Origin of the sequence: Comamonas testosteroni (genome assembly GCF_014076415.1) — a bacterium.
Taxonomy (GTDB): Bacteria; Pseudomonadota; Gammaproteobacteria; order Burkholderiales; family Burkholderiaceae_C; genus Comamonas; species Comamonas testosteroni_F.
Genome location: NZ_CP043568.1, coordinates 4370520 through 4391842 on the forward strand (window position 1 = coordinate 4370520; position 21323 = coordinate 4391842).

Annotated in this window: 20 protein-coding genes; 13 read left to right on the forward strand and 7 right to left on the reverse strand. The window is 65.1% G+C overall.

The features are described 5' to 3' along the window. Positions 1-275: 275 nt before the first annotated feature. Complete coding sequence (gene rpsU / locus F0P97_RS20115; protein WP_003052999.1) at positions 276-488, forward strand: 30S ribosomal protein S21; 213 nt, start codon at positions 276-278, stop codon at positions 486-488. A 182-nt stretch (positions 489-670) separates the two neighbouring features. After that, a complete protein-coding gene (locus tag F0P97_RS20120) occupies positions 671-1117 on the forward strand; it encodes a GatB/YqeY domain-containing protein (protein WP_003079000.1) in 447 nt (148 codons plus the stop codon). 107 nt (positions 1118-1224) lie between these two features. Here F0P97_RS20120 and F0P97_RS20125 read toward each other — a convergent pair whose 3' ends face one another. Continuing rightward, on the reverse strand, positions 1225-2160 hold the full coding sequence (locus F0P97_RS20125; RefSeq protein ID WP_182283681.1) for a LysR substrate-binding domain-containing protein: 936 nt from the start codon (positions 2158-2160) through the stop codon (positions 1225-1227). Positions 2161-2289: 129 nt separating this feature from the next. Here F0P97_RS20125 and F0P97_RS20130 point away from each other — a divergent pair, with 129 nt between their 5' ends. Next, complete coding sequence (locus F0P97_RS20130) at positions 2290-3378, forward strand: tartrate dehydrogenase (RefSeq protein ID WP_182283682.1); 1089 nt, start codon at positions 2290-2292, stop codon at positions 3376-3378. Positions 3379-3478: 100 nt separating this feature from the next. Here F0P97_RS20130 and F0P97_RS20135 read toward each other — a convergent pair whose 3' ends face one another. Next, positions 3479-3940 carry a DUF1801 domain-containing protein gene (locus F0P97_RS20135; RefSeq protein WP_371878495.1) on the reverse strand — a complete coding sequence of 154 codons (462 nt, stop codon included), beginning with the start codon at positions 3938-3940 and terminating at the stop codon, positions 3479-3481. Between the two features lie 139 nt (positions 3941-4079). Next, the gene (locus F0P97_RS20140; RefSeq protein WP_182283683.1) at positions 4080-5015 is read right to left on the reverse strand and encodes a LysR substrate-binding domain-containing protein; all 936 of its coding nucleotides are present in this window, start codon (positions 5013-5015) and stop codon (positions 4080-4082) included. 111 nt (positions 5016-5126) lie between these two features. Here F0P97_RS20140 and F0P97_RS20145 point away from each other — a divergent pair, with 111 nt between their 5' ends. The 7 genes from F0P97_RS20145 (at position 5127) to hpaI (ending at position 13356) form a co-directional block, all read left to right on the forward strand. Then, positions 5127-6110, forward strand: a complete 984-nt coding sequence (locus F0P97_RS20145) for a Bug family tripartite tricarboxylate transporter substrate binding protein (RefSeq protein WP_182283684.1) — start codon at positions 5127-5129, stop codon at positions 6108-6110. Between the two features lie 47 nt (positions 6111-6157). Further along, positions 6158-7687 carry a UxaA family hydrolase gene (locus tag F0P97_RS20150; RefSeq protein ID WP_182287267.1) on the forward strand — a complete coding sequence of 510 codons (1530 nt, stop codon included), beginning with the start codon at positions 6158-6160 and terminating at the stop codon, positions 7685-7687. A 62-nt stretch (positions 7688-7749) separates the two neighbouring features. Continuing rightward, positions 7750-9231: an NAD-dependent succinate-semialdehyde dehydrogenase gene (locus F0P97_RS20155; RefSeq protein ID WP_182283685.1), complete on the forward strand. Its 1482-nt coding sequence runs from the start codon at positions 7750-7752 to the stop codon at positions 9229-9231. 42 nt (positions 9232-9273) lie between these two features. After that, on the forward strand, positions 9274-10266 hold the full coding sequence (locus F0P97_RS20160) for a Bug family tripartite tricarboxylate transporter substrate binding protein (RefSeq protein ID WP_182283686.1): 993 nt from the start codon (positions 9274-9276) through the stop codon (positions 10264-10266). 109 nt (positions 10267-10375) lie between these two features. Beyond that, entirely contained in the window at positions 10376-11530 is a 1155-nt protein-coding gene (locus tag F0P97_RS20165; protein WP_182283687.1) for a sialidase family protein, read from the forward strand. Then, positions 11527-12489 (forward strand): NAD(P)-dependent oxidoreductase, encoded by a 963-nt coding sequence (locus F0P97_RS20170; RefSeq protein ID WP_182283688.1) that lies wholly within the window; start codon positions 11527-11529, stop codon positions 12487-12489. Before F0P97_RS20165 ends, F0P97_RS20170 begins: the two co-directional genes overlap by 4 nt. A gap of 63 nt (positions 12490-12552) precedes the next feature. Beyond that, complete coding sequence (gene hpaI, locus F0P97_RS20175; protein ID WP_182283689.1) at positions 12553-13356, forward strand: 4-hydroxy-2-oxoheptanedioate aldolase; 804 nt, start codon at positions 12553-12555, stop codon at positions 13354-13356. 170 nt (positions 13357-13526) lie between these two features. Here the strand turns inward: hpaI and F0P97_RS20180 are convergent, their stop codons facing one another. The 3 genes from F0P97_RS20180 to F0P97_RS20190 form a co-directional block, all read right to left on the reverse strand. Then, positions 13527-16133, reverse strand: coding sequence for an EAL and GGDEF domain-containing protein (locus F0P97_RS20180; RefSeq protein ID WP_182283690.1), 2607 nt, complete (start codon positions 16131-16133; stop codon positions 13527-13529). A 258-nt stretch (positions 16134-16391) separates the two neighbouring features. After that, positions 16392-17276 (reverse strand): EamA family transporter, encoded by an 885-nt coding sequence (locus F0P97_RS20185; RefSeq protein ID WP_420093915.1) that lies wholly within the window; start codon positions 17274-17276, stop codon positions 16392-16394. Positions 17277-17430: 154 nt separating this feature from the next. Continuing rightward, positions 17431-17985, reverse strand: coding sequence for a hypothetical protein (locus F0P97_RS20190; protein WP_182283692.1), 555 nt, complete (start codon positions 17983-17985; stop codon positions 17431-17433). A 94-nt stretch (positions 17986-18079) separates the two neighbouring features. On the opposite strand from F0P97_RS20190, the gene F0P97_RS20195 reads away from it, so the two are divergent. Then, positions 18080-18433: a hypothetical protein gene (locus F0P97_RS20195; RefSeq protein ID WP_003069365.1), complete on the forward strand. Its 354-nt coding sequence runs from the start codon at positions 18080-18082 to the stop codon at positions 18431-18433. Positions 18434-18491: 58 nt separating this feature from the next. Here the strand turns inward: F0P97_RS20195 and pmbA are convergent, their stop codons facing one another. After that, positions 18492-19913, reverse strand: a complete 1422-nt coding sequence (pmbA, locus tag F0P97_RS20200) for a metalloprotease PmbA (protein WP_182283693.1) — start codon at positions 19911-19913, stop codon at positions 18492-18494. A 65-nt stretch (positions 19914-19978) separates the two neighbouring features. Between pmbA and yjgA the strand changes: the two genes are divergently transcribed. Together yjgA and mog are read left to right on the forward strand one after the other, a co-directional pair. Further along, positions 19979-20662, forward strand: a complete 684-nt coding sequence (yjgA, locus tag F0P97_RS20205) for a ribosome biogenesis factor YjgA (RefSeq protein WP_043004782.1) — start codon at positions 19979-19981, stop codon at positions 20660-20662. Continuing rightward, entirely contained in the window at positions 20655-21266 is a 612-nt protein-coding gene (mog, locus tag F0P97_RS20210; RefSeq protein WP_182283694.1) for a molybdopterin adenylyltransferase, read from the forward strand. The genes yjgA and mog overlap by 8 nt, the downstream gene beginning before the upstream one ends. The last annotated feature ends 57 nt before the right edge of the window (positions 21267-21323 follow it).

A 21323-nucleotide genomic window follows, 5' to 3' on the forward strand; every position in this document is an offset into this window, starting at 1 on the left:
GTGCGCCGGCAGGCGCAAATGCACAAAACGGAGCCTGGACCTGGCCTTGGGCAGCGCGCCCCTGCAGCCGCAAAACCGCGCAGACCTGTCCGACGCCGGATTGCTTCGCGCGCCAATCAAGACGCCGCTCAAGTCTTGGTCTATAATGCTCGACTTTGCTGGCATTACCCCGTCGGCCATACTAGTTAAAAAGTGGCGGGGAAACCGCTGTTCACGGCTCTCAGGCCCGATCTTCCCGAGAACCCTCTGTCAGCACAGATATATCTGGAAATTAAATGACTACCATCCGCGTCAAAGAAAACGAGCCCTATGAAGTTGCCCTGCGCCGCTTCAAGCGCACCATCGAAAAGCTGGGTCTGCTGACCGATCTGCGTGCTCGCGAGTTCTACGAAAAGCCCACAGCCGAGCGCAAGCGCAAGAAGGCTGCTGCCGTGAAGCGTCACTACAAGCGCGTTCGCAGCATGCAACTGCCTAAGAAGCTGTACTAATCGTTGATTAGGACCAGTCGGCCTTAAAACAGCCGCAAACCCGCGCTCGGGACGCCAGGCGCGGGTTTTTTGTTTTCTGGCCACTGCCAAGCCTGCCTGGCTGCGCAGTGACCTCCCTGCGAATGGATAGTCAACGCCGTTCACACTGCGCGCCACCATTCGCCAACCCCAAGGAGAAAGCCATGAGCCTGAAAGCCCAGATTACCGAAGACATGAAGACCGCCATGCGTGCCAAGGACAGCGCGCGCCTGGGCACCATCCGCCTGCTGCAGGCCGCGATGAAGCAAAAGGAAGTGGACGAGCGCATCGAGCTCGACGACGCTGCCGTCATCGCCATCGTCGACAAGCTGATCAAGCAGCGCAAGGACTCCATCGCCGCCTTCGAAGCCGCCAATCGCAGCGATCTGGCCGATGTGGAAAAGGCCGAAATGGAAGTGCTCAAGGTCTATCTGCCCGAACGCATGGGCGAAGCCGAGATCACCGCAGCCGTTCAGGCCATCGTGGCCGAACTGGGCGCCTCCGGCCCCGGCGACATGGGCAAGGTGATGGGCGCCGTCAAGACCCAGCTGGCCGGCAAGGCCGATATGGGCCTGGTGTCCGCTGCCGTGAAGGCCGCGCTGACAAAGTAATTGGCCACCGGCCTGAGCCATCACGCGGCATCAGGCTCAAAAACAGAAGCTGCTTGCGCTTGCTTTACATATCTTTCAGATTCAAAAGACTCTGAAATTCATGTATATCAATCGATAGCAGCTTCTTTTTTAATAGTATTCCTGAATCCCGTTGGCGCCTGTTTGCTGAAGAACTCCTGCAGGAACTCGACGCAGACCCGCACCTTGGCCGAGCGCTCCAGCCGCGTCGGATAGACAGCCCAGATATTCGCCTGCTGCCGCCACTCGGGCAGCAACTGCAACAGGCTGCCGGAGTGCAGATCGGCCGCCACATCCCAGAGCGAGCGCAGCACGATGCCATGGCCATCTCGCGCCCATTGCACGGCCATCTCGCCATGATTGGTGGACAGCGGCCCGGTCACTTTCACGCTGCGCTCCTGACTGCCAGAGCGCAGTTTCCAGACACCGAAGGGATGGTCGCGCTCCTTGATGACCAGACAGTCATGGGCGGCCAGTTCGTCGAGCGTGCGCGGACTGCCACGCCGCTGCACATAGGCCGGGGCCGCGCACAGCACGCGGTGGTTGTCGGCCAGATGCCGCGCAATCAGGTGCGGTGCGATCTCGTCGCCCACACGCACATCGAGATCGAAGCCCTCGGCCGCGACATCGACGATGCGGTCGAACACTTCCAGGCGCAGCTGCAGCGCCGGATATTGCCCAATCAGCTGCGACAGCGCGGGTGCCACCACATTGCGGCCAAAGCCGAAGCTGGTGGACACCCGCAGCAGGCCGCGCGGCTGGCGGCGCGTCACATCCACCTCCTGCAGCAGATGCTCGACCTCGTCCAGAATGCGCTGCGCCCAGTGGTAGACGCGCTCGCCCTGCTCGGTGACGGCGACCCGCCGTGTGGTGCGATGCAGCAGCTTCACGCCCAGCTCCTGCTCCAGCAGGCGGATGCGCTTGCTGACAAAGGCCGGCGAAGCATTGTGCGCGGCCGCAGCCTCGGCAAAGCTGGCTTTGCGCACCACGGTGGTGAAGACACGCAGGTCTTCGGGCGAAGGCATTTTCTGCACGATCTGTAAACAATCAGGCCACGATCAGTCAATTGTATTCAGTTATGCAAGGTGCAAAAATACCGCCAGGCACAGGCCGAGCCGCTGCCTCGCCACCCAACACATTCACGAGAGAGCACCATGTCCACTCCCAAAAAGATCGCAGTCATTGCCGGCGACGGTATCGGCAAGGAAGTCATGCCCGAAGGCCTGCGCGCGCTGGAAGCCGCAGCCAGGCGCTTCGACCTGCCGCTGGAGTTCCACCATTTCGACTGGGCCCACTGCGACTACTACGCCGAACACGGCCAGATGATGCCCGACGACTGGAAGGCCCAGCTCTCGGACATGGATGCCATCTTCTTCGGCGCCGTGGGCTGGCCCGCCACCGTGCCCGACCATGTCTCGCTGTGGGGGTCCCTCCTCAAGTTCCGCCGCGAATTCGACCAGTACATCAATCTGCGCCCGGTGCGCCTGTTCGAAGGCGTGCCCTGCCCCCTGGCCGGCCGCAAGCCCGGTGACATCGACTACTACGTGGTGCGCGAGAACACCGAAGGCGAGTACACCGCCCTGGGCGGCATCATGTTTGAAGGCACGGACCGCGAGATCTGCATCCAGGAATCGGTCTATAGCAAGCATGGCGCCGATCGCCTGCTCAAGTACGCCTTCGATCTGGCCCAGAGCCGCGCCAAGAAGCACGTGACGCTGGCCACCAAGAGCAACGGCATCGCCATCAGCATGCCCTGGTGGGACAAGCGCGCCGACGCTGTGGCCAAGGACTACCCCGAAGTCACGCTGGACAAGCAGCACATCGACATCCTGACCGCCCGCTTCGTGCTGCAGCCCGGCCGCTTCGACGTGGTGGCCGCCACCAATCTGTTTGGCGACATCCTGTCCGACCTGGGTCCTGCCACCACGGGCACCATCGGCCTGGCACCGTCGGCCAACCTCAACCCCGACCGCAACTTCCCCTCGCTGTTCGAGCCCGTGCACGGCTCGGCGCCCGACATCTACGGCAAGAACATCGCCAACCCCATCGCCATGGTCTGGTCGGGCGCGCTGATGCTGGACTTCCTGGGCCGCAGCGAAGGTGCCTGGCGCCAGGCCCATGACACCATCGTGGCCGCCATCGAGCACACGATCAAGGCCGGTCCGCTGACGCCCGATCTGGGCGGCAAGGCCAACACCACCGAGGTGGGCAAAGCCATCGCCGCGGCCATCGCCAAGGCCTGATTCAAGATGAGAGGCACCCCGCGCAGGCTGAACCTGCACCGGGGTGCTTTTGTACACCTGCACGCCTGAACGCCCAGGGCCGACGGCGGCGGCGCAGGCCTCAGGCCGGAGGTTTGGCTTTGGCTTGCGAAGCGGATTTTCTGGCCGACCGTGCCTGGGCATTGCGCTGTGCAGCGGCCTGCACCAGCGCCTGGAACGCTGCGGCGTCGAGCACTTCGCCGACATGCAGGTCTATGGCCCGGCGCGTGGCGCCTTCAAGACTGGCATTGAACAGACCTGCCGGATCGGCCAGGGCCGCGCCATGCGCGAAGGTCAGCTTGACCACGGCCTTGTAGGTCTCGCCCGTGCACAGAATACCGTCCTGCGACCATACAGGCGTGCCGCGCCATTTCAGCTCCTCCGTCACGGCGGGCAAAGCCTCGCGGATCAGCCCGCGCACGCGGGCCAGCATGGCGCCGCGCCAGTCGCCCAGGCCGGCAATCCTGGCGTCGATCAGAGCCGAAGCCTCAGGGCCGCTGACAGGCTCGGCCGGAGGTGCAGGCATGGGCGGCAAGGCAGTCATAGATGGGGCTCCATGGTGTTACCTGGTACCGTGTCCGGCACAAGGCTCAAGACATGGGACAAGGATTGCAGCACGGTAGCACGCCAGAGCAGAGCGGCCCCAGAGGGCCAGCCCGCCCTATATCAGGCTCATACCGGGCTCAGCCCAACTCCTGCGCCACCTCGCGCAGGCATTCGAGCAGCAAGCCCGTGGTCGGCGTCAGCGGCTGGCCGCGCAAGGTGATCAGCCCCACGGGCGGCAGATCTATGGGCACGACCAGATCCAGCATGGCCAATGTACCCAGGGCGGCATGGCAGCGGGCCACGCCACGCGCCATGAAGGCCACGGCGCCGCGCTGGTGCACAAAGGTCAGCTGCGAGAGAAAGGACGCGGTCTCCACGATGTCGGCCGGCGGATGCAGGCCGTGGGCATAGAACTGCTGCTCCAGCTTCACGCGCAGAGAGGCCCAGGGGGGCGGCAGCACGCAGGGCTGGTCCGCCAGGGCCTGCCAGCCGGCCGCGCCCGGCGCCAGCAGCGCATGGCCGGGCCGCACCACGGCCACCATGGGGTCGTCGTACAGCGCCTCGGTTTCCAGGTCGGGCGCAGCATAGCCGGGCTCCAGCCGTCCCACGAACAGATCCAGCTCGCCCAGGCGCAGCTTGGGCAGCAAGCGCGTCAGATCCCCTTCCTCCACCATCACCGTAGTCTGGTCCGAACGCGCTTTTAACCGCTCCACAGAGCGCGCCAGCAGCACCGGCGTGGCCACCACCATGGCGCCCACGCTGGTGCGCCCGCGGGCACCGCTGGCCTCGGCCGCCATCTCGTCACGCGTGCGTTCGAAACCGGCCAGCACCGAGCGCGCAAACCGCACCATGCTGACACCGGCTGCCGTGGGCTCGGTGCCGCGCGTGGAGCGCTCGAACAGCACCATGCCCAGCATGCGCTCTACCTCGGCCAGGGTCTTGGAGACGGCGGGCTGGGTCACGGCCAGAAACTCGGCCGCACGGCCCAGGTGACGAAACTGGTCCAGCGCCACCAGCAGTTGCAGATGGCGCAGCTTGAGGTTGGAGCGCAGCACACGATCGATCTTGCTCATGGGGCTTCATTACTTATCAGTTATGAAGACAGTCTATCTTTTCATTGGATTGTCATGGAGCAGTTTTGAACAATCGGGGCTGGCAGTTCAAATAACGACAGGAGACAAGCGATGATCCCCCCACGCAGCAGCCGACGCAGCTTTGTGCTTGGCGCCCTCGGCGCAGCCACACTCGGCAGCTCCGCCCGCCTGCTGGCCCAGACCTGGCCCGAGCGCCCCATCACCTTCATCTGCCCCTGGCCGGCCGGCGGCACGGCCGACCAGTCCATGCGCGCGCTGTGCACCGTGGCCGGCCGCATCCTGGGCCAGGCGATTGCGGTGGAAAACCGCGCCGGAGCCTCCGGCATGATCGGCTCCAAGGCCCTGGCCTCGGCCAAGCCCGACGGCTACACCATCGGCCAGATCCCGATCTCGGTCACGCGCTTTTCCCAGCTGGGCACGCTGCAGGTCGATCCGCGCAAGGACTACACCTATATCGCGCGCACCTCGGGCCAGACCTTCGGTATCGCCGTACCGGCCAACTCGCGCTTCAAGAACCTGCAGGACTTCGTCGCCGCCGCCAAGGCCAAGCCCGGCAGCATCACCTACGCCCACGCCGGCGTGGGCGGCGCCACCCATGTGGGCATGGAAGAGTTTGCGGCCGCAGCCGGCATCCAGCTCAGCCATGTTCCCTACAAGGGCGGCGCCGAGGCGCTGCAGGGCGTGCTGGGCGGCCATGTGGATGCACTGGCCGACTCCAGCTCCTGGGCCCCGCATGTCGAAGCCGGCAAGCTGCGCCTGCTGGCCACCTGGGGCGAGCAGCGCACGCCGCGCTTCAAGGACGTGCCCACGCTCAAGGACCAGGGCTACAACGTGGTCGTCGATGCGCCCAACGGCATCGGCGCGCCCAAGGGCCTGCCGCCCGCCGTCGAAGCCAAGCTGCGCGATGCCTTCCGCCAGGCCGTGGCCAGCCCCGAGTTCAAGTCCGTGGCCGACAGGCTGGACGCACCCTTGCTCTACCTGGACGGCCCCGACTACGCCAAGTATGTGAACACGGTCTACCAAAAGGAAACCGTGCTCATCGACAAACTCAAACTGCGCGACCTGATGCGCTGACGCGCCGCGTCCCCACCGCCTCAAGCCCGCCATCCCCGGACTCCATGATGCTCTCCTCCTCTTCTTCCCTGCTGCACCTGCACCCCAACGACAACGTGCTGGTGGCCAAGACCGCCCTGGCCCTGGGCCAGGACATTCCCGAGCTGGGAGTGCGAACGCGCGCCCAGGTGCCGGCCGGCCACAAGATCGCGGCGCGCCGCATCGCAGAAGGCGAGCAGGTCAAGAAGTACGACACGGTGATCGGCGTCGCCACACGCGACCTGGAGCCTGGCGACTATGTGCACAGCCACAACCTCAAGCTGGTGGACTACTACCGCGACCCGTCGTTCGGTGCCGACGTGCGCCCCGTGGACTACGTGCCCGAGGAACAGCGCGCAACTTTCCAGGGGTTTGTGCGAGCGGGCGGCGGCGTGGGCACGCGCAACTTCATCGGCATCCTGTCCTCGGTCAACTGCTCGGCCACCGTGATCAAGCGCATCGCCGCCCACTTCACGCCCGAGCGGCTGGCAGCCTTTCCCAATGTGGATGGCGTGGCCGCCTTTGCCCAGAGCAGCGGCTGCGGCATGTCCTCGCCCAGCGAACACTTCGACGTGCTGCGCCGTACCCTGGCCGGCTATGCGCGCCACCCCAACCTGGCGGGCGTACTCATCGTGGGTCTGGGCTGCGAGCGCAACCAGGTCGATGCATTGGTGGATTCGCAAGGCCTCAAGGAAGGTCAGTTGCTGCGCACCCTGGTGATGCAGGAGGTGGGTGGCACGCGCGCCACCATCGAAGCAGGTATTGCCGCCATCGAAGAAATGCTGCCCATCGCCAACCAGGCGCAGCGCAGCACCGTCAGCGCCGCCCACCTCAAGATCGGCCTGGAATGCGGCGGCTCGGATGGCTTTTCGGGCATCACGGCCAACCCCGGCCTGGGCGCGGCCATGGACATCCTGGTGCGCCACGGCGGTACGGCCATTCTGTCCGAGACGCCCGAGATCCACGGCGTGGAGTTCATGCTCACACGCCGCGCCATCAGCCCCGAAGTCGGCCAGAAGCTGCTGGACCGCCTGGCCTGGTGGGAGCGCTATGCCGCCGGCCAGAACGCCCAGTTCAACGGTGTGGTCGGCCATGGCAACCAGGCCGGCGGACTGGCCAACATCTTTGAAAAATCCCTGGGCAGCGCCATGAAGGGCGGCACCACACCGCTGCGCGCTGTCTATGAATACGCCGAGCCCATCACCGAACACGGCTTCGTCTTCATGGACTCGCCGGGCTACGACCCGGTGGCCTCCACGGGCCAGATCGCCAGCGGCGCCCAGCTGATCTGCTTCACCACGGGTCGCGGCTCCATGTTCGGCAGCAAGCCCGCTCCCACCATCAAGCTGGCCAGCAACACGCCCATGTACCAGCGCCTGCAGGAAGACATGGACATCAACTGCGGCGTGGTCGTCGACGGAGAGCTGACGGTGGCCGAGCTGGGCCAGCAGATCTTCGAGCAGATCCTGCGCCATGCCAGCGGCGAACAGACCAAGAGCGAAGTCCTGGGACTGGGCGACCATGAATTCGTACCCTGGCACCTGGGCATCGTGAGCTGAAGGGAACGCCTCTTCCCGAGCTTTCCGCCCATATCCGATCTTCACTTTCTGCGATTTCCACCATGAACGCCACGCCACTCAGACTGCGACGCACCGAACTGCAGCGCAGCGCCAACTTCATCGCCGGCGCCTGGGCGCCCGCTGCCAGCGGCGCCAGCTTTGCCGTGACCGACCCGGCCACGGGCTGCACCATCACCGACGTGCCCGATTCAGCTGCGCCCGATGCGCGCGCCGCCGTGGACGCCGCCCAGGCGGCCCTGCCAGCCTGGCGCAAGCTGCCGGCCAAGCAACGTGCTGCCATCATCAAGCGCTGGAACGACCTGGTGCTGGCCCATCAGGACGATCTGGGCACGCTGATCTCGCTGGAGCAGGGCAAGCCCCTGGCCGAAGGCAAAGGCGAAGTGGCCTATGCCGCCAGCTACATCGAATGGTTCGGCGAGGCCGCCACGCGCATGAACGGAGAAGTCATTCCCGCGCCCGTGCCGGGCCGGCGCATGTTCGCCCTGCGCGAGCCCGTGGGCGTGGTCGCCGCCATCACGCCCTGGAACTTCCCGGCCGCCATGATCGCGCGCAAGATCGCGCCCGCCCTGGCTGCGGGCTGCACCGTGGTCTGCAAGCCGGCCGAGGACACACCGCTGACATCGCTGGCCCTGGTGCTGCTGGCGCACGAAGCCGGCGTGCCGGCCGGCGTGCTCAACATCGTCACGGCCTCGCGCGAGCACACGCCCGAGGTGGTGGACCAGTGGCTTCAGGATTCCCGCGTGCGCAAGATCACCTTTACCGGCTCCACTCCCGTGGGCAAGCACCTGGCACGCCGCAGCGCCGACACGCTCAAAAAGCTCTCGCTGGAGCTGGGCGGCAATGCGCCCTTCATCGTCTTCGAGGATGCCGATGTGGCGGCTGCCGTGGACGGCTTCATGGCCGCCAAGTTCCGCAACGGCGGCCAGACCTGCGTCTGCCCGAATCGCGTCTTTGTGCACCGCTCGGTGTACGAGACCTTTGCCCAGCAGCTCAGCGCCCGTGTGGCAGCCTTGCACGTGGGCCCGGCCAGCGACCCGGCCTCGCAGATCGGCCCCATGATCAATGACCGCGCGGTCGAGAAGATCGCCCGCCATGTGGAGGACGCGGTGGCCAAGGGCGCCAAGGTGCTCACGGGCGGCAAGCACATGACGGATCTGGGCCCCACCTACTACGCCCCCACCGTGCTCTCGGGTGCCACTGCCTCCATGGCCTGCGCCTGCGAAGAAACCTTCGGGCCCGTGGCTCCGCTGACCGTGTTTGACGACGAGGCCGAGGTCATCGCCGCCGCCAACGACACGCCGTTCGGTCTGGCCGCCTATTTCTACAGCCAGGACATACGCCGCATCTGGCGTGTCGCCGATGCCCTGGAATCGGGCATCGTGGGCGTCAACGAAGGCGCGCTGGCCGCCGAGGCCGCCCCCTTTGGCGGGGTCAAGGAGTCGGGCTACGGCCGCGAAGGCTCCACTCACGGGCTCGACGATTACCTGCATATCAAATACGTCTGCCAGGGACAACTGGATTGACGCAACACGGTCGCCAGAACCATTCGCAACAGGAGACAAACCATGAGCAAATCCCGATACCTCACCCGCAGGCCCGTGCTGGGCGCGCTGGCAGCACTGGCCCTGGCCGGTGCCATGCCGCTGGCACAGGCGCAGGGCAACTTCCCGAGCAAGCCCATCACCTTTGTGGTGCCCTATCCTGCGGGCGGCGCCAATGACATGCTGGGGCGGCTGGTGGGCCAGAAGATGGGCGAGGTATTGGGAACCGCAAGCGTGGTGGACAACCGGCCCGGTGCCGGGGCCTTGCTGGGCGCGGGCATCGTGGCGCGCGCGCCGGCCGACGGCTACACGCTGCTCGTCGGTGGCCTGGCCACGCACGCCGCCAGCCCGCATCTGATCAAGACCGAGTACGACCCCGTCAAGGACTTCGAGCCCATCGGCATGATCGGCAGCGCCCCCATCATCGCCATCACCGCCAACGACTCGCCCTACAAGTCGCTCAAGGATGTGGTGGAAGCGGCCCGCAAGGACCCTCAGGCCGTGATGTACGGCTCCTCGGGCAACGGCTCGCCGCTGCATCTGGCCGGCGAGCTGTTCGTGTCCATCGCCAAGGTCCCCATGACCCATGTTCCCTACAAGGGCGGCAACGCCCATATCGTGGACCTGATCGGCGGGCGCATTCCGGTCATCTTCGATACCGCCACCAACTCCATGCCGCTGCTGCGCGGTGGCAAGGTGCGTGCCCTGGCCGTGGGCTCCGCCAGCCGCCTGCCGGAACTGCCCAATGTGCCGACCTTCGCCGAAGCCGGCTACCCGCAGTTCGAGTTCTCGGCCTGGTATGCGCTGTTTGCACCGTCCAAGACCAGCGCCGATGTCAGCGCCAAGCTCTCGGGCGCACTGGCCAAGGCCCTCAAGCAGCCCGAAGTGGCCTCCAAGCTACGGGATCTGGGCGTGACCCCGGGCAGCGGCGATGCCGCAGAGCTGCGCGCCTTCGTGCCCCGTGAATACCAGCGCGTGGGCGGCCTCATCAAGACCGCGAAAATCAAAGCTGATTGACCCCATCATCTCCCGAGCGGTGATGCAGCCTGTCCCTTTCTCGCTTCGCGGCAGAGGGACAGCGCCCACTCCCCGACCGCAAAGAGTCATGAAAGACCAAGGAAAACCAATGCTTGATGGATTGCTGCGCCCACACCCCGAAGACCCGGGCCGCCTGGTGGCGGACCTGCCCTCGCCCTGTGTGCAGGCCCATGCCGCCAATCTGATGGTGCTCGACGACGGCAGCCTGGGCTGCGTGTGGTTCGGCGGCTCCATGGAGGGCCGCTCCGACATCTCGGTCTACATGTCGCGTCTCGCACCCGCAGCCGCGCAGTGGTCCGAGCCCATCCAGCTCTCGCACGACGCCGAGCGCTCGGAACAGAACCCGCTGCTGTTTCCCGCGCCGGGCGGCGCACTGTGGCTGCTGCATACCGCCCAGCACTCGGGGCACCAGAACACCTCCGTGGTGCGCCGGCGCCTGTCCCGTGACCAGGGCCTGAGCTGGGAGCCCGCCGAGACGCTGGCCGATGCGCCGGCTGGCACTTTCGTGCGCCAGCCCATCCACGTCCACACGGACGGCAGCTGGCTGCTGCCGGTCTTCCACTGCCGCGCCCAGCCGGGCCAGGCCTGGGATGGCAGCCACGACGACAGCGGCCTGCTGCGCTCCGCAGATCAGGGACGCAGCTGGCAGCGCATTGCCGTGCCCGGCAGCGTGGGCTGTGTACACATGAACATCGTGCCGGCCTCCGACGGCGGCCTGCTGGCATTCTTTCGCAGCCGCTGGGCCGACCATGTCTACCGCAGCCGCAGCGACGACGGCGGCCTGAGCTGGCAGGAGCCCGAGGCCACGGAGCTGCCGAACAACAACTCATCCATCCAGGCCTTGCGCCTGGCCGACGGGCGTCTGGCCATGATCTTCAACGCCAGCAGCGCCGCCGATGCCACGGAGCGGCGCGAGTCGCTGTATGACGAGCTGGGCGACAGCTCGGCAACACCGGCAAAGGCTGCGGCCGGCGAGCGCCGCGCCTTCTGGGGCGCACCGCGTGCGCCCATGACGCTGGCCCTGTCGGCCGACGACGGCCTGAGCTGGCCCTGGCAACGCAACCTCGAGGTGGGTGACGGCTGGTGCATGAGCAATGATTCCGAACGCGGCCGCAACCGCGAATATTCCTACCCCTCCATCCGCCAGGGTGCCGACGGCGCGCTGCATCTGGCCTATACCGTGTTCCGCCAGCATATCCGCCATGTGCGCGTGCAGCCGGACTGGGTGAACGAACAAGCATGACCTCCACCTCCACTTCATTCAATGTTCTCGTCACCGCCGAGCACTGGGCACCCGAAGCCCAGGCCGTGGTGCAGCAAGCCGGCGGACAGATCCATTTCATGGCCGAGCCCATCACTGCGGAAAGCCTGGCCCAGCAACTGGCGCAGACCGGCGCCCAGGCCCTGGTGCTGCGCGGCTCCAAGCCTGTGAGCGCCGCCGTGCTGCAGGCAGCCCCCGCCTTGCGCATCGTGGCCAAGAACGGGGCCGGCGTGGACAGCGTGGACATGGAAGCCGCGCGCGCCCAAGGCGTGGCCGTGGCCGTGGCACAGGCCGCCAATGCCCCGGCCGTTGCCGAGCATGCACTGGCGCTGATGCTGGCGCTGGTGCGCCAGTTGCATCAGCTGGACCAGCAGGTGCGCGCTGGCGGCTGGGCCGGCAGCAACTGGCAGGGCCGCGACTTCCGCGGCTCCACGGTGGGCATCGTCGGTTATGGTGCCATCGGCCGCGCCACCGCGCAGCTGGCTGCAGCCCTGGGCGCCAAGGTGCTGGTGCTGCGCCCCGCAGGCCAGGCAGATGACTTTGACTGCGAGCCCGATCTGCGCCAGCTGCTGCCCCGCGTGGACATCCTGAGCCTGCACTGCCCGCTGACCGAGCGCAGCCGCGGCATGATAGGCGTGAACGAACTGGCGCTGCTGCGCCCCGGCAGCCTGCTGATCAACACCGCACGCGGCCCCGTGGTCGACGAGGCCGCTCTGCTGGCGGCACTGCAAAGCGGCCACCTCGGCGGCGCCGGCCTCGACACCTTCGACACCGAGCCGCTGCCCCAGGGCCACCCGCTGGCCCGGCTGCCGCAGGTGCTGCTGACGCCGCATGTGGCCGGCGTGACGCGCCAGGCAGCGCTGCGCGTGGCGACGCTGACCGCCGCCAATATCGTCGACCACCTGGCAGGCAGGCCACTGCCCGCCGGCCACCTGCTGTGAGCCCAAGCCTCCTGCATCGCCGTGGCCCCATCCCACGCCATGAATAGTCAAACCGAGAAAAGCATGCCTGCATACAACCCGTTCAAGACCGCCCTCTGCGCCCGCCAACCCCAGATCGGGCTGTGGCTGTCCATGGCCGACCCCTATCTGGCCGAAGCGGCCGCCACCACGGGCTACGACTGGCTGCTGATCGACGGCGAGCATGCACCCAACGATCTGCGCAGCACCCTGGCCGCCCTGCAGGCTGTGGCCCCGCACCCGGTCCAGCCGGTGGTGCGCGTGGTGGAAGGCAGCACGGCCCTGATCAAGCAGATGCTGGACATAGGCGTCAAGACCCTGCTCGTGCCCATGGTGGACACGGCAGACCAGGCCCGGACCATTGTGGCCGCCACGCAATACCCGCCCATGGGCGTGCGCGGCGTCGGCAGCGCCGTGGGACGTGCCTCTCGGTGGAGCAGCCGCGCCGACTACCTGAATGTGGCCGACGACGAGATCTGCCTGCTGGTGCAGGCCGAGACCACCACGGCCCTGCAGAATCTCGAAGCCATCTGCGCCGTGGACGGCGTGCATGGCGTCTTCATAGGCCCGGCCGACCTCGCGGCCTCCATGGGCCACCGCGGCAACCCCGGCCACCCCGAAGTGCAGGCCGCCATCGAGGCAGCGATGCGGACCATTGTTGCCAGCGGCAAGGCGGCAGGTACCTTGACCTCGGACCCCGCGCTGGCACAGCGCTACCTGAATCTGGGCTGCAGCTTTGTGGCCGTGGGTGTGGACGTGCTGATGTTCGTGAACGCTGCGCGCAAGCTGCGCAACCAGTTCGCCGGCTCCACGGTGGCGGCCCCGGCACGGCCAGGAGCCGCCTACTGAAGCCTTGAAGCACCACGCAGAAGCTGCAACCACGCTCGCATATGCTGACGAAGATGCCGCACAGCCGCCAAAGCCAGGGCAGCATAACAATGCGCGTGGCCTCTCAGCCACATCTGCACATCACTTAATCGCTGCCGCAGCGATCCGTTCCGAACTTCTGCACGGCAAGTTCATGCGGCGACGGCGTCTGGCGCGGTCGGCACCGGGGAAGCCGGGTTGGCAGCCAACCAATGCTCAAACTCCTTCGGTGCCAGCGGCCGGGCGAACAGAAAGCCTTGCGCCACCGGGTAGCCCTGCTCGCACAGCATCACGCTCTGCGTCGGTGTCTCCACGCCTTCCGCCACCACGGTCAGGTGCAGACTCTTGCCAATGCCCAAAATGGCACTGCTCAACGCCCGCGCCGCCTCGTCATGTTCAAGATCGGCCACGAAGCTGCGATCCAGCTTGAGTTCGCTGACCGGCAGACGGCGCAGATAGCTGAGGCTGGAATAGCCGGTGCCGAAGTCATCCATGGACAGGCGCACGCCATGCGCATGAACCTCGTTGATGGTCTTCATGGTGCTGGGGTTGGTGTCCAGCAGAATGCTTTCCGTCAGCTCCAGGGTCAGGTCCTGCGGCACCAGATCGTTGCGGTCCAGCGTATCGGCGATCATCCGTGGCAGATCCAGGTTGTGAAAGCTCGAAGGCGACAGATTCACCGACACTGCGGGGACCTCCATCCCCTTGGCGCGCCACTGCGACAGCTGGCGGCAGGCCTCCTCCAGTGCCCAGCTGCCCAGGTCGGCAATCAGCCCGCACTCTTCGGCCAGCGGGATGAAGCGGGCTGGCGAAATCTCGCCCAGCTCGGCATGGGTCCAGCGCGCCAGGGCCTCCACGCCATACAGACGGCCGGTGGCCATTTCGATCTGGGGCTGATAGTGCAGGCGCAGACCACCGCTTTTGAGCGCCTTGCGCAGCGCCGTCTCCAATGCCAGACGCTCCTGGGCCAAGCGGTTCATTTCGCTGCTGAAGAAACAGAAACGGCCGCGCCCCTTGCTCTTGGCCTGGTACATGGCCATGTCGGCACGGTGCACCAGGGTCTCCATATCCCGTCCGTCCATGGGAAACATTGCAATGCCCACGCTGGCAGATATGGCCAGCGAGGTGTCGGCAATATTCAGGGGCTCCGCCAGCGACTCCTGCAGGCGTTCGATGGTATTGGCAACATGCTCCGCATCGCATTGCGGCAGCACGGCAACAAACTCGTCACCCGACAAACGCCCGGCAATATCGGAGCTGCGCAGCACGCGCTGCAATCGCGTCGCGACATTGCGCAGCAATTCATCCCCCACAGGATGACCCAGAGAGTCATTGACCTGCTTGAACCGGTCCAGGTCGATGAACAGCACCGCCAGCTGTTCGTCATTGCCGGCAGCTGACGCAATCGCCTGATCGGCCTTGGCCTGCAGCAGGCTTCGATTGGGCAATCCGGTCAGGCCGTCATAGAAAGCCAGCTGACGAATGCGCGCGCGCGACAGCTCACGCTCCAGCGCCAGGGCGCACAGATGGATACAGGCATCCACCAGTTGCTGGTGAAAAGCCGAGGCATCCCCGGTCAGCTGCTCCCGGTAATAGAACGCGAAAGTACCGATCGGCTTGCCACCGCTGTTGCAGATGGGAGTGGACCAGCAGGCCTTGAACCCCAGCGGCAGGATCAGGTGCTTGAAATCCGTCCACAACGGATCATGTGCAATATCGTCCACCAGCACCGGCGCGTTGCGCCAGGCCGCCGTTCCGCAGGAGCCCACATTCGGCCCTATGGCCACCCCGTCCAGCAGAGCGGAATAAGAATGCGGCAGGCTTGGTCCAGCCAGCGGATGGAGCAGCCCCTGGGCATCCACCTCGAGAATCGATGCCGTCACCTCCGGGGCAATCCTCTCGACCTCCAGGCACACCATCTCCAGCACCTCCACCAGCGGCCGCTCGCGCGCCATGGCTTCCAGCACGCGGTGCTGCAAGGCCTCATGCATCTTGGACCGCGTGATATCGGTCAGCATCGAAACCGTGTATTGCCAGCGCCCGTCAGCGTCGAGGATGGGGTTGCTGATGACCTTGGCCCAGTAGCGCTGTCCATGCTTGCCGACCACGATTTCCTCACGCCCCACAGGCTGGCCGGCGCGCAATTCCGAGCGATAGTGGTCCACAAAGGCCTCGGACGCCTGAGGAGCCAGCAAGGCAATCGGCATGCGGCCCGCGACCTCCTCGGTGCGCCAGCCGAACATGCGCGTAAAGCCGCCGTTGACATGCACGATGCGTGAGCTTCCGTCACTGATGACTACTGCCGTGTCGGAGGCATCGGCCACCAGGGACAAGCGACGCAAGTGCTCCTGCTGCGCCTGCTCCCGGGCTCGCCGCTGCGTGACGTCGGTAGCGATCTTCAGAATATGCATCACCCGGCCCTGGGCATCCATCACTGGTGAATAGGTAGCCTCCAGCCAGCAACTGCTGCCATCGCTGCGTAGTCGCTCCACCACTCCGGAGTAGGCATTGCCTGCGCACAGATGCGTCCAGATTTCCCGATACCTGGCACTGTCGGCCAGACGCGCAGAGCAAAAGCTGCGATGTGGGCGGCCCAGAGACTGCTCACGCGTAAACCCCATTAGCTGCAAATAGTTGTCATTGGCACGTTGCAATGACCCATCCAGGCCAAATTCAGCCATGGCCATGACCCTGTCCAAAGCCTGCAGCTGGGCCAGCTGCAGCTCAGGAGGCATCGCGCCAATATCTCCCTCTCGCATCATCATTCCTTTGCATATTCGCATCCCAGGCCGGCTCAAATCCGGAATGGAAAAGTCATGCTTTTATCTGGATGCAGGCAATAATAATGACGAAAACGAGATTGAATATTCGTGATTCAGGCCAAGTGTTCAAAAAAAATCGTTCGACAACAGCTATTGACTTGCGAGCCTGTGCTGCGCTGGCAAAGTGCTCTGCCGGGCAGTCACAGGCCGCTCCGGCAAAGCAGCGGTGTGCCCTGCTATCAGCCAGCCAGTGTCTCAGCGTCGCCATTTGCCGCCAAACTGGTTGACCACCATGCCCAGCAGAACGCCCAGCGTACCCAGCCATTGCAGGCCATTGGGCGCCTCTCCCAGCAGCAGCATGGCCGACAGCAGACCGATCACCGGCACCAGCAGCGACAAAGGGGCCACGGTGCTGGCCGCATAGCGCTGCAGCAACCGCGTCCACAGACCATAGCCCAGCAGGGTGGACAAGAAAGCCAGATAGGCGATCACCCCAAGCTCGCTCCAGCCTATGGACTGCAGCTGCGAAGCCACCGAATCCGCACCATCCACCCACAGGGACAGCAACAGCAGCGGCAGCATGGGGAAAACGCTGGTCCAGACGATGAAGGACACCGGCTCATACGAGCCTTGCTTGGCCGCCATCCGCGTCAGCAGGTTCGAGCCGGCCCACATGGCAGCGGCGCCCACGGTCAGCACAAAACCGATCAGCGTCATATCCGATGTCCCCTCACCATGGGCTGCACCGATCAGCAGCAATCCGGCAAGAGCGATGAGCAAGCCCAGCCATTGCCAGCGCTGCGGTTTCTCGTGCAAGAACGCAGCCGCCAGCAACATGGTGATGAAGGCCTGGGTCTGAAGCACCACGGATGCCATGCCGGCAGGCATGCCCAGCTTCATGCCGGTGAACAGCAGGCCGAATTGCCCAACCCCTTGCACCAGACCGTAGGCGGCCAGCAGAACCCAGGAAAGATTTTTGGGCGGGCGCACGAACAGCAGAAATGGCAGCGATGCCGCGGCAAAGCGCAGCGCGCACAGCAGCAGGGGCGAGAGCTTGGCCAGCCCCCACTTCATGACCACGAAATTGAGACCCCAGACCACGATGACGATGATGGCGCTGAGCCAGTCCGGACGGCTCATGCCGGAGGTGGGCGAGGATGCAGAACTCATGACACTGACGACTGTTATTGGGTTTTCTGGATCAAGCCCTCTAGTATGACCCGCCCTCCGCCAAGCAGGCGGCGGCGGGGGCAAATCGAACACCGGCGCCGGTTGCCCACCGCAGACGAGGCTCTCACTTGAGCAGATAGCGATCCATCTTGATCGGCAGCATGAGCAAGGCCTTGAAGACATACAGGACGATCAGCGTGCCGGTGAAATCTCCCAGCAGCATCACCAGAAGCTGGTCCAGCTGGAAGCCATCGCCGATGACCACGGACCATGCCTGATGCAGCAAGGCATTGCTCAGCCCGTAGATGGCACTGAGCCAGAGCAGGCGCTGCGGCGTCAGATCACTGAGGGATCGGCCCAGCCCCATCCATTTGCGGGCCGCACAATAGGTGCCGTAGGGGGCCAGCGTGGCCATGACGCCGCCCGCAAACGCACGCAGTCCGTCATCCGGGAAGAAGTAAAAGCCGCAGACCAGCCAGGACACGACGAAGAGCCCGACCACGCCCGCTTCTGCAAACAAAAGGGTGCACAGCAAACGCACACCTGCAGGCAGGTAAATCCAGTTGACGCCCCGGACAAACTCCAGTTCGGAGAAAATCCATTGATTCAAGGCCAGCATCGCCAGGAACAGCAAAGCCGTGATAACCGCCACCGAAAATTGCGTCCAAATGTTCTTCATACGCTGCCGCCGCCCCTGTTCACTGTCTGCGCAGTATTATGAGCGCCGTTGATTCGTTCCTCATTAGCGACGCGTCGTCTGTTTTTGCCTTCCCATGCCAAAGTCCCTGTCTGCCGATATCTATTTACGCTTTCTGCACCTGGCAGCGACCATCCGCAACCTGCCAGTGCTGCCCGCACTGGATCCACTGGAGGAACGCCTGCTGGAGCAAATCGCCAATGCCGGCACGCGCCAGGAGCGTCTTTGCGTCCGGGACTTGATGGCCCAGCGTGAACTGGGGTCTCCGGCCACGATTCACACCCGTCTGAAGTCCATGCGCCAAAAAGGCTGGATCCTGCTGGCCGATACCGAGGATGCCAGGCGCAAGCAGATCGAGCTCAGTGCCGACGCGCACAAGCATTTCGAGAAACTCTCGCACTGCATAGTTCAGGCCGCGGCCGAGAGCTGATGCAGAAATGAAAAAAGCAGCCACCGGGCTGCTTTTTCCATGGAGCGATCGACAGCGATCAGCTGCCTGCCACCTTCATGCGATTGATCAGCATGGAGCCCACGGTCTTGGCACCGTAGTTGTAGGCGTCGGCTCCGATGGCCTCGATGCCCTTGAACATGGTCTTGAGGTTGCCTGCAATCGTGATTTCGTCCACGGGGAAGGCGATCTCGCCGTTCTCCACCCAGAAACCGCTGGCGCCACGCGAATAGTCGCCGGTCACATAGTTCACGCCCTGGCCCATCAGCTCGACCACGAACAGACCCGTGCCCAGCTTCTTGAGCATGGCGTCCAGATCGTCGCCCGCCTTGGTGCGGCGCGAAGTCATGACCAGATTGTGCGAACCGCCGGCATTGCCCGTGGTCTTCATGCCCAGCTTGCGCGCCGAGTAGCTGGACAGGAAATAGCCTTCCACGCGGCCGGCATCCACCACCTTGCGGGCCTGCACGCGCACGCCTTCCTCGTCGAAGGGCGAGCTGCCCTTGCCGCCCAGCACGAAGGGGTCTTCCTCGATGTCGATGTGCTTGGGGAAGATAGGCTTGCCCATGGAGTCCAGCAGGAACGTGCTCTTGCGATACAGCGCGCTGCCGCTGACGGCCTGCACAAAGCTGCCCAGCAGGCCGGCGGCCAGGGGCGACTCGAACAGCACCGGGCATTCGGTGGTCGGAATCTTGCGGCTGCCCAGACGGCTCAGCGTGCGCTCTGCGGCATAGCGGCCCACGGCCTCGGGCGAGGCCAGATCGGCCGCATTGCGCATGGAGCTGTACCAGTAGTCGCGCTGCATCTCGCCATTCTTGCCGGGCAGCTTGGCGATGGGCGCCACCGACATGCTGTGGCGCGAGCTGGCATAGCCGCCGCGAAAACCGTTGGTATGGGCCGTGAAGAAATGGCTTTGCTGGGCCGAGACGCCCGCGCCTTCGCTGTTGCTCACGCGGCGGTGGGTCTTGAAGGCGGCCTGCTCGCAGCGCAGCGCCATCTCGGCGGCCTGCTCGCTGGTGATGTCCCAGGGGTGGAACAGCTCCAGATCACGGTGCGTGCCGGGCAGCGCGATATCGGCGCTGTCGGGCAGGCGGGCAAACGGGTCTTCGGCCGTGAAGCGCGCGATGTCGTAGGCGGCCTGCACGGTCTGCTTGATGGCGGCCTCGGAGAAGTCCGAGGTGCTGGCATTGCCCCGGCGCTGGCCCAGATAGACGGTCACGCCCAGCGATTTGTCGCGGTTGCGCTCCACGGTCTCCAGCTGGCCCTTGCGCACGCTGACCGACAGGCCGCAGCCTTCGGAAGCCTCGGCGCCTGCGTCCGTCGCACCCAGCTTCTTGGCGTGCTGCAGAGCCTGGTCCACCAGCCCCTCGAAAAAGGCTTGGCTGAAGCTGAAACCGGCTTGCGGTGCGGATTGGGCCTGTGCACTGGAAGTGCTTGTATTGCTGGAGCGAGGTTTTTTCATAGCGGCGGATATGATAGCCGCCACTGCGGCGCCCTCTGCGCTGCCACCGATATTGCCCCCTTACCATGTCACGCAAACCTACCAAAGGCTATTTTGTTCGCGGAAAGTTCGTTGCCGAAGGCAGCGAGCTGGACCTTGAGCTGAAGGCCGAACTCAAAGGCACTTACGACTCCACCAAGACCGACCTCAAGCGCGAAAGCGATGCGCTGCAGGATCTGGGCAAGGAGCTGATGACGCTGCGCAGCGACCTCTTCAAGCGCCTGCAACTGTCAGACCAACTGATCGACGCGCTGGCCGAGGCCAAGCGCATCACCAACTTCGAAGGCAAGCGCCGCCAGCTCCAGTACGTGGGCAAGCTCATGCGCAAGCTGACGCCTGAACAGGTCGCGGCCGTCAAGCAGGCGCTGGACGAGCAGCGCAATGGCTCGGCCAGCGAAAAAATGTCGCTGCAAGTGGCCGAGCAATGGCGCGACCGCCTGATCGTCGAGGAAGCGGCCCTGTCCATCTGGCTGGAGCATTTCCCCGGCTCCGATGTGCAACAGCTGCGCTCGCTGATCCGCCAGTCGCGCAAGGACATCGAGAAAGCCAAGGAACAAGCTGCCGCAGCGGCCGCTGCAGCCGGCCCCGATGCCGAGCCCAAGGAAGTCAGCAAGGGCCGCGCCTACCGCGACCTGTTCCAGCTGGTGCGCGAGCAACTGGCCAGCGCCGGCAAGGCCGATGCGGCCGCCGAGGACGACGGCGATGAGTGATGCGCCCGTATATCTTCACGATGCCGTGAAGATCGGCATTGTCTCCATCAGCGACCGCGCCAGCAGCGGCGTCTATGAAGACAAGGGCCTGCCCGCGCTGCAGGACTGGCTGAGCCGCGCGCTCAAGAACCCCATCCAGTTCGAGCCTCGCCTGATTCCCGACGAGCAGGCCGGCATCAGCGCGGCGCTGATCGAGCTGGTCGATGCGGGCTGCAGCCTGGTGCTGACCACCGGCGGCACCGGCCCCGCGCTGCGCGATGTGACGCCCGAGGCCACTTTGGCCGTGGCCCACAAGGAGATGCCGGGCTTTGGCGAGCAGATGCGCCAGATCAGCCTGGCCTTTGTGCCCACGGCCATCCTCTCACGTCAGGTGGCGGTGATACGCGGCAGCAGCCTGATCATCAATCTGCCGGGCCAGCCCAAGGCGATTGCCGAGACGCTGGAAGGCCTCAAGGACGCGGACGGCAAGCAAAAGGTCAACGGCATTTTTGCCGCCGTGCCCTATTGCATCGACCTGATCGGCGGCCCCTATCTCGAGACCCATGACGAGATCTGCAAGGCCTTCCGCCCCAAGACCGCGATTCGCGCGCCTCGCACGGCATAGCCTGCAGCGCCAGGTGCAATCCCTGCCAAAACATCCACCAAAGCAGCCTACGGGCTG

Coding starts and splice junctions, on each gene's coding strand:
- rpsU (WP_003052999.1), top strand. CDS start 276: ATGACTACCATCCGCGTCAAAGAAAACGAGCCCTATGAAGTTGCCCTG.
- F0P97_RS20120 (WP_003079000.1), top strand. CDS start 671: ATGAGCCTGAAAGCCCAGATTACCGAAGACATGAAGACCGCCATGCGT.
- F0P97_RS20125 (WP_182283681.1), bottom strand. CDS start 2,160: ATGCCTTCGCCCGAAGACCTGCGTGTCTTCACCACCGTGGTGCGCAAA.
- F0P97_RS20130 (WP_182283682.1), top strand. CDS start 2,290: ATGTCCACTCCCAAAAAGATCGCAGTCATTGCCGGCGACGGTATCGGC.
- F0P97_RS20135 (WP_371878495.1), bottom strand. CDS start 3,940: ATGACTGCCTTGCCGCCCATGCCTGCACCTCCGGCCGAGCCTGTCAGC.
- F0P97_RS20140 (WP_182283683.1), bottom strand. CDS start 5,015: ATGAGCAAGATCGATCGTGTGCTGCGCTCCAACCTCAAGCTGCGCCAT.
- F0P97_RS20145 (WP_182283684.1), top strand. CDS start 5,127: ATGATCCCCCCACGCAGCAGCCGACGCAGCTTTGTGCTTGGCGCCCTC.
- F0P97_RS20150 (WP_182287267.1), top strand. CDS start 6,158: ATGCTCTCCTCCTCTTCTTCCCTGCTGCACCTGCACCCCAACGACAAC.
- F0P97_RS20155 (WP_182283685.1), top strand. CDS start 7,750: ATGAACGCCACGCCACTCAGACTGCGACGCACCGAACTGCAGCGCAGC.
- F0P97_RS20160 (WP_182283686.1), top strand. CDS start 9,274: ATGAGCAAATCCCGATACCTCACCCGCAGGCCCGTGCTGGGCGCGCTG.
- F0P97_RS20165 (WP_182283687.1), top strand. CDS start 10,376: ATGCTTGATGGATTGCTGCGCCCACACCCCGAAGACCCGGGCCGCCTG.
- F0P97_RS20170 (WP_182283688.1), top strand. CDS start 11,527: ATGACCTCCACCTCCACTTCATTCAATGTTCTCGTCACCGCCGAGCAC.
- hpaI (WP_182283689.1), top strand. CDS start 12,553: ATGCCTGCATACAACCCGTTCAAGACCGCCCTCTGCGCCCGCCAACCC.
- F0P97_RS20180 (WP_182283690.1), bottom strand. CDS start 16,133: ATGCGAGAGGGAGATATTGGCGCGATGCCTCCTGAGCTGCAGCTGGCC.
- F0P97_RS20185 (WP_420093915.1), bottom strand. CDS start 17,276: ATGAGCCGTCCGGACTGGCTCAGCGCCATCATCGTCATCGTGGTCTGG.
- F0P97_RS20190 (WP_182283692.1), bottom strand. CDS start 17,985: ATGAAGAACATTTGGACGCAATTTTCGGTGGCGGTTATCACGGCTTTG.
- F0P97_RS20195 (WP_003069365.1), top strand. CDS start 18,080: ATGCCAAAGTCCCTGTCTGCCGATATCTATTTACGCTTTCTGCACCTG.
- pmbA (WP_182283693.1), bottom strand. CDS start 19,913: ATGAAAAAACCTCGCTCCAGCAATACAAGCACTTCCAGTGCACAGGCC.
- yjgA (WP_043004782.1), top strand. CDS start 19,979: ATGTCACGCAAACCTACCAAAGGCTATTTTGTTCGCGGAAAGTTCGTT.
- mog (WP_182283694.1), top strand. CDS start 20,655: ATGAGTGATGCGCCCGTATATCTTCACGATGCCGTGAAGATCGGCATT.